The organism is Massilia sp. CCM 8734 (genome assembly GCF_011682155.1).
GTDB classification, from domain to species: Bacteria; Pseudomonadota; Gammaproteobacteria; order Burkholderiales; family Burkholderiaceae_D; genus Telluria_A; species Telluria_A rubra.
In genome coordinates this window covers 1-15027 of record NZ_WHJI01000010.1, presented here as the reverse complement: position 1 = coordinate 15027, position 15027 = coordinate 1, and the positions used below count along the sequence as shown (strand labels likewise).

15 protein-coding genes are annotated in these 15027 nt (G+C 61.9%); 8 read left to right on the top strand and 7 right to left on the bottom strand.

Going from position 1 to position 15027, the window contains the following annotated elements:
• Nucleotides 1-99 precede the first annotated feature (99 nt).
• Nucleotides 100-534, top strand: a complete 435-nt coding sequence (locus F2P46_RS11270) for a DUF29 domain-containing protein (RefSeq protein ID WP_306667685.1) — start codon at nt 100-102, stop codon at nt 532-534.
• A 296-nt stretch (nt 535-830) separates the two neighbouring features.
• Nucleotides 831-1262, top strand: coding sequence for a DUF29 domain-containing protein (locus F2P46_RS11265; protein ID WP_166888974.1), 432 nt, complete (start codon nt 831-833; stop codon nt 1260-1262).
• Nucleotides 1263-1364: 102 nt separating this feature from the next.
• Here the strand turns inward: F2P46_RS11265 and F2P46_RS11260 are convergent, their stop codons facing one another.
• Complete coding sequence (locus F2P46_RS11260) at nt 1365-2693, bottom strand: PHB depolymerase family esterase (RefSeq protein WP_229509231.1); 1329 nt, start codon at nt 2691-2693, stop codon at nt 1365-1367.
• A gap of 24 nt (nt 2694-2717) precedes the next feature.
• Nucleotides 2718-3131 carry a CopG family transcriptional regulator gene (locus F2P46_RS11255; RefSeq protein WP_166875850.1) on the bottom strand — a complete coding sequence of 138 codons (414 nt, stop codon included), beginning with the start codon at nt 3129-3131 and terminating at the stop codon, nt 2718-2720.
• Between the two features lie 143 nt (nt 3132-3274).
• Between F2P46_RS11255 and F2P46_RS11250 the strand changes: the two genes are divergently transcribed.
• The 6 genes from F2P46_RS11250 (at nt 3275) to F2P46_RS11225 (ending at nt 6754) form a co-directional block, all read left to right on the top strand.
• Nucleotides 3275-3640: a VOC family protein gene (locus F2P46_RS11250; protein WP_166888971.1), complete on the top strand. Its 366-nt coding sequence runs from the start codon at nt 3275-3277 to the stop codon at nt 3638-3640.
• A 19-nt stretch (nt 3641-3659) separates the two neighbouring features.
• A complete protein-coding gene (locus F2P46_RS11245) occupies nt 3660-4103 on the top strand; it encodes a thioesterase family protein (RefSeq protein WP_166888969.1) in 444 nt (147 codons plus the stop codon).
• Complete coding sequence (locus tag F2P46_RS11240) at nt 4100-4306, top strand: DUF1289 domain-containing protein (RefSeq protein ID WP_166888966.1); 207 nt, start codon at nt 4100-4102, stop codon at nt 4304-4306. The genes F2P46_RS11245 and F2P46_RS11240 overlap by 4 nt, the downstream gene beginning before the upstream one ends.
• Complete coding sequence (locus F2P46_RS11235) at nt 4307-4750, top strand: hypothetical protein (protein ID WP_166888963.1); 444 nt, start codon at nt 4307-4309, stop codon at nt 4748-4750.
• A gap of 7 nt (nt 4751-4757) precedes the next feature.
• Nucleotides 4758-5702, top strand: coding sequence for an MBL fold metallo-hydrolase (locus F2P46_RS11230; RefSeq protein ID WP_229509230.1), 945 nt, complete (start codon nt 4758-4760; stop codon nt 5700-5702).
• 98 nt (nt 5703-5800) lie between these two features.
• Nucleotides 5801-6754 (top strand): nitronate monooxygenase family protein, encoded by a 954-nt coding sequence (locus F2P46_RS11225; protein ID WP_166888961.1) that lies wholly within the window; start codon nt 5801-5803, stop codon nt 6752-6754.
• A 157-nt stretch (nt 6755-6911) separates the two neighbouring features.
• On the opposite strand, the gene F2P46_RS11220 is transcribed toward F2P46_RS11225, so the two are convergent.
• The 5 genes from F2P46_RS11220 to F2P46_RS11195 form a co-directional block, all read right to left on the bottom strand.
• The gene (locus F2P46_RS11220) at nt 6912-8396 is read right to left on the bottom strand and encodes a glycoside hydrolase family 19 protein (protein WP_229509229.1); all 1485 of its coding nucleotides are present in this window, start codon (nt 8394-8396) and stop codon (nt 6912-6914) included.
• 93 nt (nt 8397-8489) lie between these two features.
• Nucleotides 8490-10883 carry a glycosyl hydrolase family 18 protein gene (locus tag F2P46_RS11215; protein ID WP_208296585.1) on the bottom strand — a complete coding sequence of 798 codons (2394 nt, stop codon included), beginning with the start codon at nt 10881-10883 and terminating at the stop codon, nt 8490-8492.
• Between the two features lie 34 nt (nt 10884-10917).
• Entirely contained in the window at nt 10918-11913 is a 996-nt protein-coding gene (locus F2P46_RS11205) for a cupin-like domain-containing protein (RefSeq protein WP_187362538.1), read from the bottom strand.
• 119 nt (nt 11914-12032) lie between these two features.
• Nucleotides 12033-13700, bottom strand: coding sequence for a glycosyl hydrolase family 18 protein (locus F2P46_RS11200; protein WP_166888955.1), 1668 nt, complete (start codon nt 13698-13700; stop codon nt 12033-12035).
• A gap of 372 nt (nt 13701-14072) precedes the next feature.
• Complete coding sequence (locus F2P46_RS11195; RefSeq protein ID WP_166888952.1) at nt 14073-14654, bottom strand: hypoxanthine-guanine phosphoribosyltransferase; 582 nt, start codon at nt 14652-14654, stop codon at nt 14073-14075.
• Nucleotides 14655-15027 lie beyond the last annotated feature (373 nt).

Below are 15027 nucleotides of genomic sequence, written 5' to 3'. Positions count from 1 at the left end.
AGCATGTTCAAGTTCCCGGTTCACCCCAGCGCACAATTGACGTGGGTCGAACGTGGCCCCGGTTTATCTGCTTAACATTGTGGCAGCAACAAGGAGCTGATGATGGCTGGTTTGTATGACGAGGATGTGCTTGCCTGGTCGATCGCACAGGCGGCGTTGCTGCGCGAGCGCCGCTGGTCGGCGCTCGATATTGAGAACCTTGCCGAGGAGATCGAGGACGTGGGTCATAGCGTGCGGCGCGAACTGGGCAGTCGAATGGCGGTGTTGATCGCCCACCTGCTCAAGTGGCAGTTTCAGCCGCAATTACGCAGCAGAAGCTGGCGCGCAACGATCGACGTGCAGCGGACCACCATCACCCGCAAGCTCGGTAAGGTCCCAAGTCTCAAAAGCGCGCTTTCCGATGATGACTGGATGCAGGAGGTATGGGAAGACGCGCTTGTCATTGCCATTAAGGATACCGGGCTAGAGGATTTTCCGGACATGCCCATATGGTCCAGTGCGCAGGTATTGGACCCGGCGTTTCTGCCAGCGTAAGCAAATAATTACCCCGCCCTCATCGCCCGATAGCTTCCAACGCGTGTCCGCACGGCTAGCAAACCACAATCGCCGTCTTGTGCTCGATGCTCAGCCGAGCTGCTTCATAAAGCGCACGCCAAAGGCTGCAGCGTCACATGTGGCAGGTATGTCCAAATGGCGCATGCGCCCCCGTTTTTTCTGCATAGCGTCGCCTTAAGCGCCACTATCTTGTCGGGCAGCAGCCATTTTCAGCCGCGCCGGGCTCGCTTGGCTTACCATACGGAGACTGGTTCGGCTTTGAACAGGAGTGGTCAATGGCAGATTTGTACGACACCGACGTGGTGGCCTGGGCTTACCAACAGGCTGCCTTATTGCGGGCGCGGCAGTGGTCGGCGCTCGACCTGGAGAACATCGCCGAAGAAATCGAAGGCGTTGCCAAGGCCGAAAAACGCGAGCTGGGACGCCGCATGTCGGCCTTGTTTGCGCAATTACTCGAATGGCATACGCAGCCCGACCGGCGCAATACGGCCTTGTTGCGCAGCATCGGCGACCAGCGCATGAGCATTGCGCGCGTCTTGCGCAAAATGCCCAGTCTGCAGTCGGCCCTGGTCGATGTCGAATGGCTCGACGATGCATGGAAGGATGCCCTGGGCATCGCCGCCGGACAGATGGCACTCGAGGGACTCCCGCGCAGGAGCACCTGGACCTTGGTCCAGGTGCTCAACGAGAATTTTCTGCCCGATTAAGCTGGCCGGACCGGTTTTTGCCTCATCAATCAGGTGGCGCGGCAGCGTCGACCCGGCAGTCGCCGGATCGGCGCAGGCACAATACCCGTGAACAACGCAGCCTTAGCGCTTGGTCTGGAAAAACCGCATCATTTCACGGCTGGCATCCGGCCCCTTGCCATCGGTATAGCTGCCGCGTGCGCTGCCGCCGGACCAGGCGTGACCGGCGCCATGGATCAGCCACTGCTCCGCCTGCGGCGTGCCATCGACTGCCTGGTGCACGGTGCGCGTGTAGGCGTGGCCGTCCGGTACCCGGCCCGGCTCGATAATCTCCTGCATCACGTTGTGCGCGCCGCGCTTGATCAGCTCGTCGCCATTGACCGGATGCACGGTCGTATCCTTGTCGCCATGGAAGACGATGATGGGAATCGACTTGCCGCTGGCGCGCTGCGGCCCGAAATTGCCCTTCATGGCGGCCAGCGCCGATGGCAAGTCGTGCGCCGAGGCGAACGGCAGGCCGGAGTGCACGCCCACCGCCGCATACAGTTCCGGATACAAGGTGCCCATGATGGTCGCCATCGCCCCGCCGGCGGACAGCCCGGCCACATACACCTGGCTGGCGTCGACCGCATGGTTGTGCATGATGGTTTCGGTAATGCCGGCAATAATCGATGGCTCGCCCTGGCCGTGCTGTTGATCGACCGCATTGAACCAGTTCCAGCAGCGCGAGGAATTGGCCTGCATCGATTGCGCCGGGTACACGACCAGGCACTGCATTTCCTCGGCCAGCACATTCATCTGCGTGCCGGTGGCGAAGTCGTCCGGGTCCTGCGTACAGCCGTGCAACATGACCACCAGCGGCATCGGCTGGCCAGTGTAGCTGCTCGGCACGTACAATTTATAGGTCCGGGTGCCGGCCGCATTCGTGAAGCTGCCGTCGGTAAATTTGCCGGGCAGCGCCTCGGCCGGGCTGGACGCGCCGCCGCCCTGCATGCCATTCATGCCGTTCATCCCATTCATGCCGGAGATGTCGAAATTGGGCATCTTGAAGGCGGCATGGCCGTTCGCGCCGGCACGATCGAGCTTGGCGAGCAGGTCGGGCATCAGGTTGTTGAAGGCTTCGGTCGCATCTTGCACCACGCTTTTGACGTATTGCTCGTGGCTTGAGGCGCCCGGCGCGTGCGGCTGCGACGCCGGCTGTGGTTGCGGGCCGGGCGGCGCGCTGCCCGCACGCGCCTGGCTGAAACCCTGCGCGCCATGGAGCGAAGGCATCGGCGGCGTGATCTCGCGTGCTCCCGATGGCGCCTGCGGCGGATGGGCGGCGCCGCCTTTGTGGGGCGTCAGCACCTTGAGCGCCTCCTGAATGACCTGGGTGGCGGATTTTGGCCCCTGGCCCATCAGGGTCTTGGTTGCCGCCCGCATGTTGGCGAACAGTTTGTCATTGAGTTTCATTGGCTTTTTCCTTATATAAGCGCATCAGAGGATGCGGCCCGCCAGTGCTGTCTTGATCACGCTGCTTGCATGCAGGGCTCCAAGTACAAAAATAGATTCGATGGTTGCCAGCGCCAGCTCTACCGAGACGTCGCTGGCGATGCTTGCCATGCCCAGTACCTGGATCTGCAACCGTTCGCCCGCCGCCAGCGCCGCTTCGAGGTCGGCCCTGGAATAGTGATGCATTCCCAGCACCAGGCTCTTGCGCGCCACCGTTTGCCGGACCACTTCGGCATGGGTATTGAGCTGATTGCGGATCGCCGTGCGTATCAGGTCGGTCCGGTTCGAATAAAAGCCTTCACTGACCAGGAGGTCGATCTGGCCCAGATCGATCAAGCCCAGGTTGATGGTGATTTTTTCCGATTCAGCAGGTTTCAGTTTCAGGTCGCGGGCGTTCATATGTCTCCAATATCATCTGCGTGGCATCCGTACGCCATCTGTATGGATGGTAGTCTACCCCTGTGAGCTTCTCCGTCAAGCGCGATTCGTCTGAATGCGATAATGACGTTTTTATGTATCAATCCCGTCACAGCGGAGAAGCGATGGCAAACATTACAGGAATCGACCACGTGCAGGTCGCCATGCCGGTCGGCGCCGAAGACGCCGCGCGCGCCTTCTACAACGGGGTGCTCGGCTTGCCCGAAGTGCCCAAGCCGGCCCACCTGGCCGTGCGCGGCGGCGCCTGGTTCCAGTGCGGCAGCGCCCAGTTGCACTTGGGGGCCGACAGCGCCTTCCAGCCCGCCAAAAAAGTGCACCCGGCCCTGATCGTCGCCGGTTTCGATGAGTTCGTCGGTGCGTTGAGGGGTGCTGGCGTCGATGTCCAGGTAGAAGAGATGGTCGCCGGACTGCAACGCGCCACCGTAAACGATCCTTTCGGAAACAAAGTCGAGCTCATCGAGCAACGTTAAAAGAAGGCATAATCCGCACATGAGTCCCGACCTGCAAGCCGGCTTCCGCTTCGAGTGGAGCTACACCGTGCCTGCGCGCGCCAGCGTGCCGCAGCTGTACCACGACACCGGTTTCTGTCTCGACATGCCCGACGTGCTGGCCACCGGTTACCTGGTCGGTATGATGGAACTGGCCTGCGTGCACGGCGTCATGCCGTTCATGGACTGGCCGCGCGAGCAAAGCCTGGGCACGATGGTGCATTTTTCGCATTTTGCCCCGACTCCGCCCGGTATGACATTGCTGATCAAGGGCGAGGTGCTGGAAGTCGACGGCCGCCGCCTGCTGTTTAGCGTGCAAGCATGGGACGGCGTCGAGCGCATCTGCGAAGGCACCCACGAACGCCATGTGATCGACCCGGTGCGTTTCAACGCCAAGGTTGCCGCCAAGGCGGCCGCCGCGCTCAACCTCGTGGGGGCCGCATGAATCCCGAACTGCAGACGCCGGTGCCGTCCCCCTGCATCAGCCTGTGCGAGATGGCGCCCGACACCGCGTCCGGCAAGGGCCTGTGCCGCGGCTGCCTGCGCACCCTCGATGAAATCGTCGCCTGGGGTACTGCCCCGGATGAGTACAAACGCGCGGTCTGGGCCGAAATCCGCCGCCGCGAATCCGAACTGGACTTCGACTAAATGAATTTTTACACCCCGCAGCAAGCGGTTACCGGCCCGGCCTACGGGACCGGCTTCAAGGTCTTCGCCACCATCGTCACCGTGGTGCTGCTGGTGTACGCCGCCAGCGTCGCCTGGCGTTTTCCGCTGCCCTCGTTCGGCATGGGCGTCAAGGCGCTGCTGCTGGGCGCCATCATCATGCTGGGCGTCAGTTATTACTGGTTCCTGCGCGCCACCACCACGGTGGACGCCACCGGCATCCGCCAGACCTGGCTGTACGACAAGCACGTCGAATGGCGCGACGTGCGCGGCGCCAAGATGATCGGCATTCCTTACTTTTCCTGGCTGTTCCCGCCGCGCATGGTTGTGCGCACCGGCAATTCCTTCACCACCTTCAATGGCGGCTCGCAAGCCGTCCTGATCGAGTTCGCCAAGATCTCGCTCGCGTTTCAAATGAAAAAATGAGTTACCCATGAGTGCAATGTTAAATCCTGACCCGGCGCGCTTGCCGGCGTCGATGCAGGTGTTCGAACGCGGCTGGCTGTCATCGAACAATGTGCTGTTTACCGGGGCCGGCGAGGCCACCCTGATCGACAGCGGCTACAAGACCCACGTGCCGCAGACGCTGGCGCTGGTCGGCCATGCGCTCGGTGAGCGGCCTTTGGTGCGCGTCATCAATACCCACCTGCATTCGGATCATTGCGGCGGCAACGCGGCCCTGACGGCGCGCTACGGCTGCCGCATCGGCATTCCCGTGGCCGAGGCCGCCAATGTCGCGGCCTGGGACGAGCACGCGCTCAGTTTCAAGGCCACCGGCCAGCAGTGCGATCGCTTCAAGGCCGACTTTACCGTCTCGCCCGGCGACGAACTGGAACTGGGCGGCAAAGTGTGGCAAGCGCTGGGCGCGCCCGGGCACCATCCGCATTCGCTGATTTTCTTTTGCCCTAGCGAAGGCATCGTCATCTCGGCCGACGCCTTGTGGCGCAACGGTTTCGGCGTGATTTTTCCCGAGCTCGACGGTGAATCGGGCTTCCAGGAGGCACGCGCCACGCTGGAACTGATCGACAGCCTCGACGCCCGTCTCGTCATTCCCGGCCACGGCGCCATGTTCACCGACGTCCAGCCGGCGCTCAAACGGGCGTTCACGCGCCTGACTTTCCTCGAAGCCGATCCGCTGAGGAATTCCGAGAACGCGGTCAAGGTCATCCTCAAATTCCTGCTGCTCGAGCGCCAGCGCATCAGCCTGGCGGACGTGGCGGCCATGTTCGCCACCATTCCCGTGCTGGAAGGCGCGCGCCGGCGTCATCTGCAACGTTTCGAGACATCCATCCAGATGGCCGACTGGGCCGTGCAATCGCTGGTGCGGGCCGGCGCAGCCAAGCGCGATGGCGAAGAACTGGTCAACAGCGACCTGTAAACACATTCCTGCCGAGTTTTCAAGCACGGTCGTACTTTTTTCGAACTATAATGGGTGAGAATTTGCTTCCATCCACTTTTTTCGATTGCGAGACCGACATGGCATTGCCCGCCGCGCTGCAAAACCTCACCCTTCCCGTCATTGGATCGCCGATGTTCATCGCCAGCGGACCCGCGCTGGTGGCGGCGCAGTGCAAGGCGGGGATCGTCGGTTCCTTCCCCGCGCTCAACGCCCGTCCAGCCGAGCTGCTCGACACCTGGCTGACCGATCTCAAGCAAGAGCTGGCCGATTACCAGGCCGCCAATCCGGGCGCCAGGGTGGGGCCGATCGCGGTCAACCAGATCGTGCACCAGTCCAACGACCGCCTGGAACACGACGTGGCGATGTGCGTTAAGCATGAGGTGCCGATCATCATCTCCTCGCTGCGCGCGCCGCCGAAAGAGATGCTCGACGCCATCCACAGCTACGGCGGGATTGTGCTGCACGATGTTGTGTCGATCCGGCATGCCGAAAAGGCGCTGGAAGCGGGTGTGGATGGCTTGATCCTGGTCGCCGCTGGCGCTGGCGGACACGCGGGGCCGTTGTCGCCGTTCGCGCTGGTGGGTGAAGTGCGCAAGTTCTTCAACGGTCCGGTGGCTTTGTCGGGTTCGATCGCCACGGGCGACGCGATTCTGGCGGCGCAGGCGATGGGCGCCGATTTTGCGTATATCGGTTCGCGCTGGCTGGCGACCAAGGAATCGAACGTGACCGATGCGTATCGGGATGCGATTGTGGAATCGGCGGCGGCCGATATTGTGTACACGAATCTGTTCACCGGCGTGCACGGGAACTATTTGAAAAAATCGATCATCAACGCCGGGCTTGATCCGGATGCCCTGCCGGAATCGGACAAGTCGAAGATGAGCTTCGGTTCGGGCAGCGCCAAGGCCTGGCGCGACATCTGGGGCGCAGGGCAGGGCGTGGGGATGATGAATGATGTGCCGACGGTGGCCGAGATGGTGGCGCGCCTGAAGCAGGAATACGATGCGGCGCGGGCGCGGCTGGCGCTGTAAGCGCCCCGTCGTCCCGCGCAGGACAACCAAGCTAAAGACCGTCGTTCCCGCGCAGGCGGGAACCCAATTTCGTTCCGTAGACGTTGGCGGCTCTACGAACTTGGATCCCCGCCTTCGCGGGGACGACGGTCTAGAAGTTAGCAGTCGCCGGGGGCTATTACTGCAGCTTCACCTTCCAGTTATCCTGCACGCACTTGACGTAGTTATCGGCAATCAACGCGCTGTACGGGGTCTGGTAACTCACCAGCTGGCATTGATTCTGCCCACCCTCATTCCAGTTCTTTTCCCAGTAGATGTTGTACGACGCCGAACTCGACGGTCCAAACCGCTGCATCGTTGCGCACGATAACTGCTCGGCCCCCACATTCCACCCCAACTCGCCCGCAAACTGCTTGTAATAGTTGATGCGGTTCTGCGCCGCCGCTTTCTCGGTCCCTTGTCCGCACTCGGCATTGATGATCATGATCGTCGTGGCGAAGTTGTTCCCCGCCCCGGCCGCGCGATCGGCCGCGTTCGGCACCCATGTCCCGTCGATCACATGCAGCATCGATGGCTTGGGCGGCTGCGGATACACAAAGAAGAACGTCGCCGACGCCAGGTTCAGCCAGGTCGACGCCACCCGGTCCGGATCGCGCAGCAGAACCGATTGATCGCCGCCGAACATGATCTGCGAGAACGGCCCGTAGTTGTAGTTGTACGATAGCTGCTTGGCCCCGCGTCCGAAATATTTCTTGAAGCTGCCGTCCGCATTTTTCCCGCAGGTCCAGACCGCATTGAACACCGGATCGGCGCACTCGGCGTTGTAGCCGCAGCCGGTGCCGGTTTCGTCGCAGCCCAGTTCGCGCAGGTACTTCAAGCCCTGGCGCCACTCGGGAATCGTGCTGCTCGCGTTGTGCTCGCCGGTTTCTTGCGCGAAGTGCGCGAACATGGTCGCCAGCGTGTGTCGGCAGATGCCGTCGGCATCGCGCCCGTCGCTGTAGTCGTCGCACAGGGCCGGAAACTTGGCCACCGCCTGCAGGAAACGCTGATACGTATAGCTCGGCTCGCGCACCGCGAAGAAATGGTCCCATTTGGTCGCCGGCAGCAGCCGCTCGACACGCTTGACGTTGATTGGATTGGCGCTGCGTCCCGGCACGACTTGCTCGACGCCCGCGTTGTCCAGCGTGCGGATCGATGCCTTGACGGTGCGGAAGAAGGCGTTGTCGGTGAGCTGCGCTTCACGGGCTTCGGCTTGCGCCTTGGTCGGCACGCCACCCGGCGTCGGCGTAGGAGTCGGTGTTGGTGTCGGTGTCGGTGTCGGTGTTGGTGTCGGTGTCGGTGTTGGCGTCGGAGTTGGAGTTGGAGTTGGCGTCGGCGTTCCCGTTATCGCCTCCCACGGCCCCCATTGTTCCGTTCCCGGCACGTTCCCCTGCGTCCACCACTTCGCCTTGTAGAACTTGTTCTGGTAGCTCGCGCATTGCCCTGCGGTATAGACCATGCCTGCGTTCCACGGCGGGCACATCGGACTCACGTCGAGCGTGGTCATCGACCGGCTTGCGCTCTGCGTCCCGACTGATTCGCCGCCCTTGCCATCGCTGCCGCCGCAAGCGGCCAGCATGCCCGCCAGCAGTCCCATCGCCAGCGTCGATAATTGTTGTTTCATATTTGTACTCCAGCAAGTTGGATATCGGGCAAAAAAACCCGGAAACGCGCCTTGGCGTTCCCGGGTTCCATGCCCTGCAAGGTCAAGCGATGCTTACGGCAGCGCGACCGGCAGTTCCGGATACTCGTCCGCCAGCGCATAGCGCTTGCCGCCGACCGTGATCACGTAGGCCGATGGCCCCGAAATCGGCAACTGGTAGTTGAGCGTGAGCGACACCGACGCGCCCGGCGCCAGCGCTTGCCATGCCGGAATCGTGAACTGCGCGCGGTTGAAGTTGGCCTTGAAGCCGCCAATATTGTTCGGCCCGTTGTACCCCGCCGCTATCACTTTCAGCCCATACCCCGACTGGTCGCTCATGTTGGCCGGCGCCGCCACCGGATACGAAAACTCCACCACGCTGCCGCCCGGAATCGTGGTGGCCGACTTGTTGGTCACCGTCATCACCGGATTGATCGGGAAGTTGCTGTCGCCCATTTTCCAGCCACCCAGCTCGATGCTTACTTTGGCGCTGCTGGCCGGCATTGCCGTTTCAGCGCGCTTGTTGCCGTACGGCCCGGCCGCCTTGAAGGTGTTGAAGGTGTTGGTGGTCAGGGTGTTGCCCATCACATACTGGCCCTTGCCGCCGTTCTTGCTGGCATCCCACGCGTAGTCGCCCGCCATCTCCCAGATCATGATGCCGCCGACGTTGTTGTCGACGATGTAGCGCGCCTTGGCATCCATCGATTGCGCCGTCTCGGTCGAGAGGAACACTTTGGTGGTCGGGTTCCACAGCCACGGCGCGGCCATGGTGGCGCTGTAGTTCGGCTGGTAAGTGCCGCGCAGGGTCTTGTCGGTCACCTTGTAGGCGTCCAGGTAGTCCGGCAGGATGGCTTTTTCCAGGTTCAGCGCATGCCACAGCGGATTGCCGCCGCCGGGAATGGCCTGGCCGTTGACGTCGAGGTCGTGCCACAGATTGTCGATGCCGACCGCGCCTTCGCCGCAGGTTTTGACGCCGGCGCAGGTCACGGTCGAAGTGACCTGCGCGGTGGTGCCCCACAGGCCGTTGGTGCCGCCGTTCACGTTCCTCCAGCCGCGCGTGTAGTACGGCACGCCCAGGTTGATGCGCCCGGCTTGCAGCGCGCCACGGTAGTAGCGGTACGACCAGTCTACGTTCAGGTAGCCGATGTTGGCGAACTGGTAGGCGTTGCCGGCGCGCAGTTCGGCGTCGTTGCCGTCATCGAACAGGGCTGCGTTGGGACCGACGTACTGGTTCCAGCCGCCGTGCAGGTCGTAGCTCATCAGGCTGGCGTAGTCGAGGTACTTCAGGCCCGACAGGTTTTCTTCGCCGCGCAAGATCCAGGCCGAGGCCGAACCGGCGATGGTCAGCATGTAGTATTTCTTGTCGGCCACCGCTGCCGTGTCGAGCTTGGTGCGCACCCTTTCGAGCAGTACGTTGTAGCTCTTCATCAGACCGGCCAGGCGTGGTTTCGACAGGCCGAAGTCGAGCGGATTGCCGGCCTCGTTGTTGGTGGTCGGGTGCTCGTAGTCGATGTCGATGCCGTCGAAGAAGCGGTACTGGCGCAGGAACGCCACCATCGAGTCGGCCAGGGTGTCGATCCCGGCGCTGTTGAGCGAGCCGTCGGCGTTGGTGGTGGCCGTGTAGAAGCCGCCGCTGCCCGCCCAGCCGCCCACCGACAGCATGATTTTCACGTCCGGATGCTTACGCTTGTATTGCGCCAGCAGGTTGAAGTGGCCTTTGTAGGGCAGGCTCGGGTCCATCGTGGCGGCCGGGTTCTCGGGCCAGGTGAGGCCGGTGTCCGGGTTGCTCGCGCCGCTGCCCAGCAAGAGCTTGGACGTGGCGGGGTCGACCGCGGCGAAGGCGTAGTTGACGTGGGTGATCTTGTCCCACGGGATGTTGTTGACGAGGTAGGAAGGCGTGCCATCCTTGCCCGTGCGCCAGCTGGTGAAATAGCCGACGATGCGGCGATTGAGCCCGTGCGCGAGCACTTCGCGGCCGTTGGCGTCGTACACGCCGCAGTACGGCACGTTGGGGACTTTGGAAGTGAGGCCGTCGGGGCGGCAGGCGACCGTGGGCGTTGGTGTTGGCGTTGGTGTCGGCGTTGGCGTCGGCGTGGGTGTTGGAGTAGGCGTCGGCGTCGGTGTCGGAGTTGGAGTCGGCGTCGGTGTCGGAGTCGGCGTTGGCGTCGGAGTCGGAGTCGGAGTCGGCGTTGGCGTCGGTGTCGTCGACAGCGCCCACGGTCCCCATTCCTCGGCGCCGGGCACGTTGTTCTGTGTCCACCACTTCGCCGTGTAGGTTTTGCCCAGGTGGCTGACGCAGGCGCCAACCGTGTAAACCTGGGTGGCGGACCATGCGCTGCACACCACCACTTGGGCCAGTTGGCGCTTCGACTCGCCCCCCTGGCCTTGAACGGCGTCAGGACCGCTAGCGCCTCCGCACGCTACCAGGGCGCTGCCGAGAAGGGCGCCCATCAAACGATTGATCGTCATTATTGTTATCTCCGTGATTCATTGTGTTCCCCCCTCAGAAATCATGATTGGGGGGATAGTTAGTGTAGAAGTCATTCGGCCATCGGAAATTGGTCGTCGACAGCGTCACCGAAATATCGAGCCCTTCCACGTAATGCCACCAGCCGACCGGCAGGAACAGGATCTCGCCCGGTTCCAGCACGCATTCGAGCACCTGCACCTCGGCCATGGCGGGAAAGCGCGCCAGGTCGATGTTGCGGGCGTCCACCTCGGTAAAGCAGTGCCGGTGGTTGTAGACCCTTGGCGTGTCCGACGGCGCCATCAGCTTGATCTTCTTGCGCCCGATGATCTGGGCCATGAAGTTATTGGTCAGGTCGTGGTGGAACGGGGTCACCGTGCCGGCCGGGCCGAACCAGAAAAAGCCGCGCCGCCCCGGATCGTCATCGAGGTACTCGGGCAGGGTGCCTACGTCCTCGAACAATTCCTTCAACGCTACACTGTTGAGCGAGTCGTTGTTGGCGGTCATGTAGAAGTCATTGGTGCGTCCGCTGGTGCGGACCATCTCTACGTACTCGCCGAAAGGCATCTTGCGCTTGTGGGCGATACTGTTGAGCTCGTATTGGGGATCGGCTTCGCGTCCGAACTGCACCTCGACCACGCGTTCGCCGAAGCGCTGCGCAAAATAGTCCAGGTTCCATTTCTGGCGTGCCGGGAAATGCTCCAGCATGCCGGTGATGATCACCGGCCGGTTGGTGCGGTAATACTGTTGCAGGAAGTCCTCGCCGGAGAGCTTCTCCCGTCGTTCAATCCCCTCGTCGTACAGCCGGTTCAATTGCGCCTGGATGTTCAATACCCAGTCGCGCTTGTTGACCCGATTGGCCAGCCTGCGCGCAGCCTGCAAGTACGGGCTGCGCAGCGCCGCGTCGATTTCGGTCCGGGCATTGGCCTGGGACACGTTCGACTTGACCAGGATGGCGGCAATCGCCTCGGGCGAGGTGCCGAGCATCAGGTTTTCGCCGATCCAGCGGCGCCAGTCGTCGTTGACCTGCATTGTTGGCGACACCTGCGGCTTTACGTTCGATTGAATTTTCAAGAGGTTTCTCCAGGAGGTTGCGGGCATGGAGATGCCGGCCGCCTTGTAAGAAGCAGCCGGCACCTCCGCTTAGCCGCTTAGCGGCCCTTCCATACTGCGCTGGTCAGGGCACCGTTGGCGTCGCCGTCGAGTTCCCAGGAGAACGCGCCACGCAGGCCTTGATCACGCATATATTGCATTTTCACACCGATGGTGGCCGGATCGTCATAGCTCCACCATTCGCTGTTGGTCGTCAGCAGGTACAACTGCTTGGTCACCGGATGAGTCCAGCGGGTGCCGGCCTTATTGATGAGAACCTTGTAGTCGTCGATGCCGGCTTCGTACTGGCCGGCTGCCGGACCGGTTGCTGCCTGGTACAAACCATCGCCGCGCGGGCCGGGGCTCACGCCTTTCCAGCCACGGCCGTAGAACGGCACGCCCAGCAGGATTTTGTTTTTCGGCATGCCGGCTGCGACCAGCGTTTTGATCGCGTCGTCGGTGTTGTACTTGACCAGGTTACCGGTCGCCGGGTCGGCGGGATCACGGTACAGCGGCGCGTGGAAATTCGTCGTGTTTTCCCATCCGCCGTGGAAGTCGTACGTCATCACGTTGACCCAGTCCATGTATTGACTATACAGCGCAGGTTCGGTCTGGGCAATCTTCTCGCCGCCGGCGCCGATGGCGGCCGTCAGCGGATAGCGTTTGCCGTCGAGCTTGCCCTGTGCGTCGAGCTGGGCGCGGAACTCAGCCATCAACAAGGTGAAGTTGCGCTTGTCGTTGACCGTGTCGACCGTGTTGTACGACTGGCCGCCACCGCCCGGGTATTCCCAGTCGATATCGATGCCGTCGAACACGCCCTTGGCCGCGCCCGGACCGCCGCGTCCGTCCTGCACCGGCAAGTCACCGGCGATGAATTGCTTGATGCACGACCTGGCCAGTTGCTTGCGCAGGGCGTCGGTCTTGGCGGCCGCCGAGAAGTAGCGCGACCAGCTCCAGCCGCCCAGCGAAATGAACACTTTCAGGTTCGGGTGGGCCGCTTTCAGCAGTTTCAGCTGGGCGAAGTTGCCGGTCAGCTTGGCATCCCATGGGATGACCTTGCCATCGACGGTGCGCGCAGGCGAGCGCTGGTAATCGGCGTAGGCATCGCCACCGGTGCCGGCGTCGGCTGGCGGCGGCGTGGTGTTGCCGGTTTCGGCCTTGGTCACCATGTCGCACTCGTAGCCGCCGTTTTTGGCGTAGACGTTGCCGAAGGCGTAGTTGATGAAGGTGAGCTGATCGGCCACGCTGGTCGGCACGCCGTTCACTGGTGTTTTGGTGGTATGGATGTCGGCCACTTCGTAACTACGGCCGTACACGCCCCACTGCGCAAAATAGGAACCGATTTCACGTCCGCCGACCGGGGTGGGGGTGGGTGTCGGTGGCGTTGGGGTCGGCGGCGTCGGTGTTGGCGGAGTCGGCGTTGGTGTCGGCGGGGTTGGCGTCGGTGTCGGGGTATCGGTGGTCAGTTCCCACGGTCCCCATTGTTCTGTGCCGGGGACATTGTTCTGCGTCCACCATTTGGCTTTGTAGACTTTGCCCTGGTAGACCGCGCAATTACCGACAGTGTAGATCGCAGTCGCATTCCAGTCCGCGCAGGCGACCACGGCAGCAGCCGTTTTGGTCATGCTGCCCTGCATGTCGGATTTCTCGCCACCGCTGCCGCCGCAAGCGGCGAGCATGCCGCCGATGAGCGCGATCAGCAGGCTGCTCTTTGTGTTGTATTCCATGTTCTCTCCTTGGTCGATGGGTCCGTTTTACGATCTTCTGCAATCGGAACTGCGCCGATCAATCCGGAAAACGGTGAGCCAGAGTGAGCCTCGAAGAATTGGTAGTCAAGTGGTTTTAACGAGTTGAGTAAAATGAAATACCAGTTAGATTTGTGAAAGAATGTCGCGTCCGGGCAAGGTATGCATTTATCGCCCATGCATATTCGGGAAACGAATTGTTAAATGTGGAAGCTGAGAAAGGCGGGATATCAGAGAGATATCAAATTGTACACAACGTCAGTAGTACCGCTTTAGTACCCGTTTAGATTGGTATTAACGACGCCGCGAGAGCTTGCGGCGTGTTTTTCCTGCTTGTCACGATTTTGTGGAAAATCACCGTGGTTTGAGGTCTTCCGTGCGGATTGCCCACAGGCCAGGCAAGTTGCGCCAGTAGCCATACACATCCATGCCGAAACCGACCACGAACTTGTCGGGAATCGACAGGCCGACGATGTCCGCCTTGACCGGTTTGCTGCGCTTGATGGCTTTGTCCGCGAACACGGTGATGACGACTTCGGCCGCGCCCATGTCGAGCAGGCGCTGCTTGACCTGGGCCAGCGTTTCGCCCTCGTCCAGGATATCGTCGAGCACGATGATGATGCGCCCGGCCACGCTGGGGCGCGGGATGACTTTCCACACCACATTGCCGCCCTGATCGTCGTCGCCGTAGCGGCTGACGTGGATGTAGTCGAATTCGAGGGGAAAGCGCAGTTGCGGGAGCAGGTTGCCGGTGAACACCACGGCGCCGCCCATGACGCCGAGGACGAGGGGGAAGGCGTCGTTGTCGGGGCGGTCGAAGCGCTCGTTAAGCTTGTCGGCGACCTGGCGCACGGCGGCCTGGACGGCTGCGGCATCGAAGATTTCTTCCGCATTGTTCAGAAGGGTGCGTGCGCGTTCAGCGTGGAATTCTTGCATGGTGGTTAGCTCATAAAGGACACCAGGCAATTATGCTGCAAAGTGCAGTGCACAATGGGAAGCGTTGGAATTGTGCGACAAGGCTTGCTGGAGGCAGCGCAATTCCCGCTGCCAACGCCATTAGCCGTCGTCCCCGCGAAGGAGGCTGTCTCAAAAGGGACGCGTTCAACGACTACCACCTCCAGCACCGTCATTCCCGGCCTCGGCGGCCCCCCTTGGCGGGAATGACGGATAAGAGTCTACCGCCTAGTCTTACTGTGTCACAAAGTAAGTTTAATCTGAAAGCAGCAAGGGCAACGCTGTAGTTGAGTTGCGATTGCACTGGCGATGAGCGCGCGTAGCGTTGTAATGGAGTCAGGGACATGACGTTGCG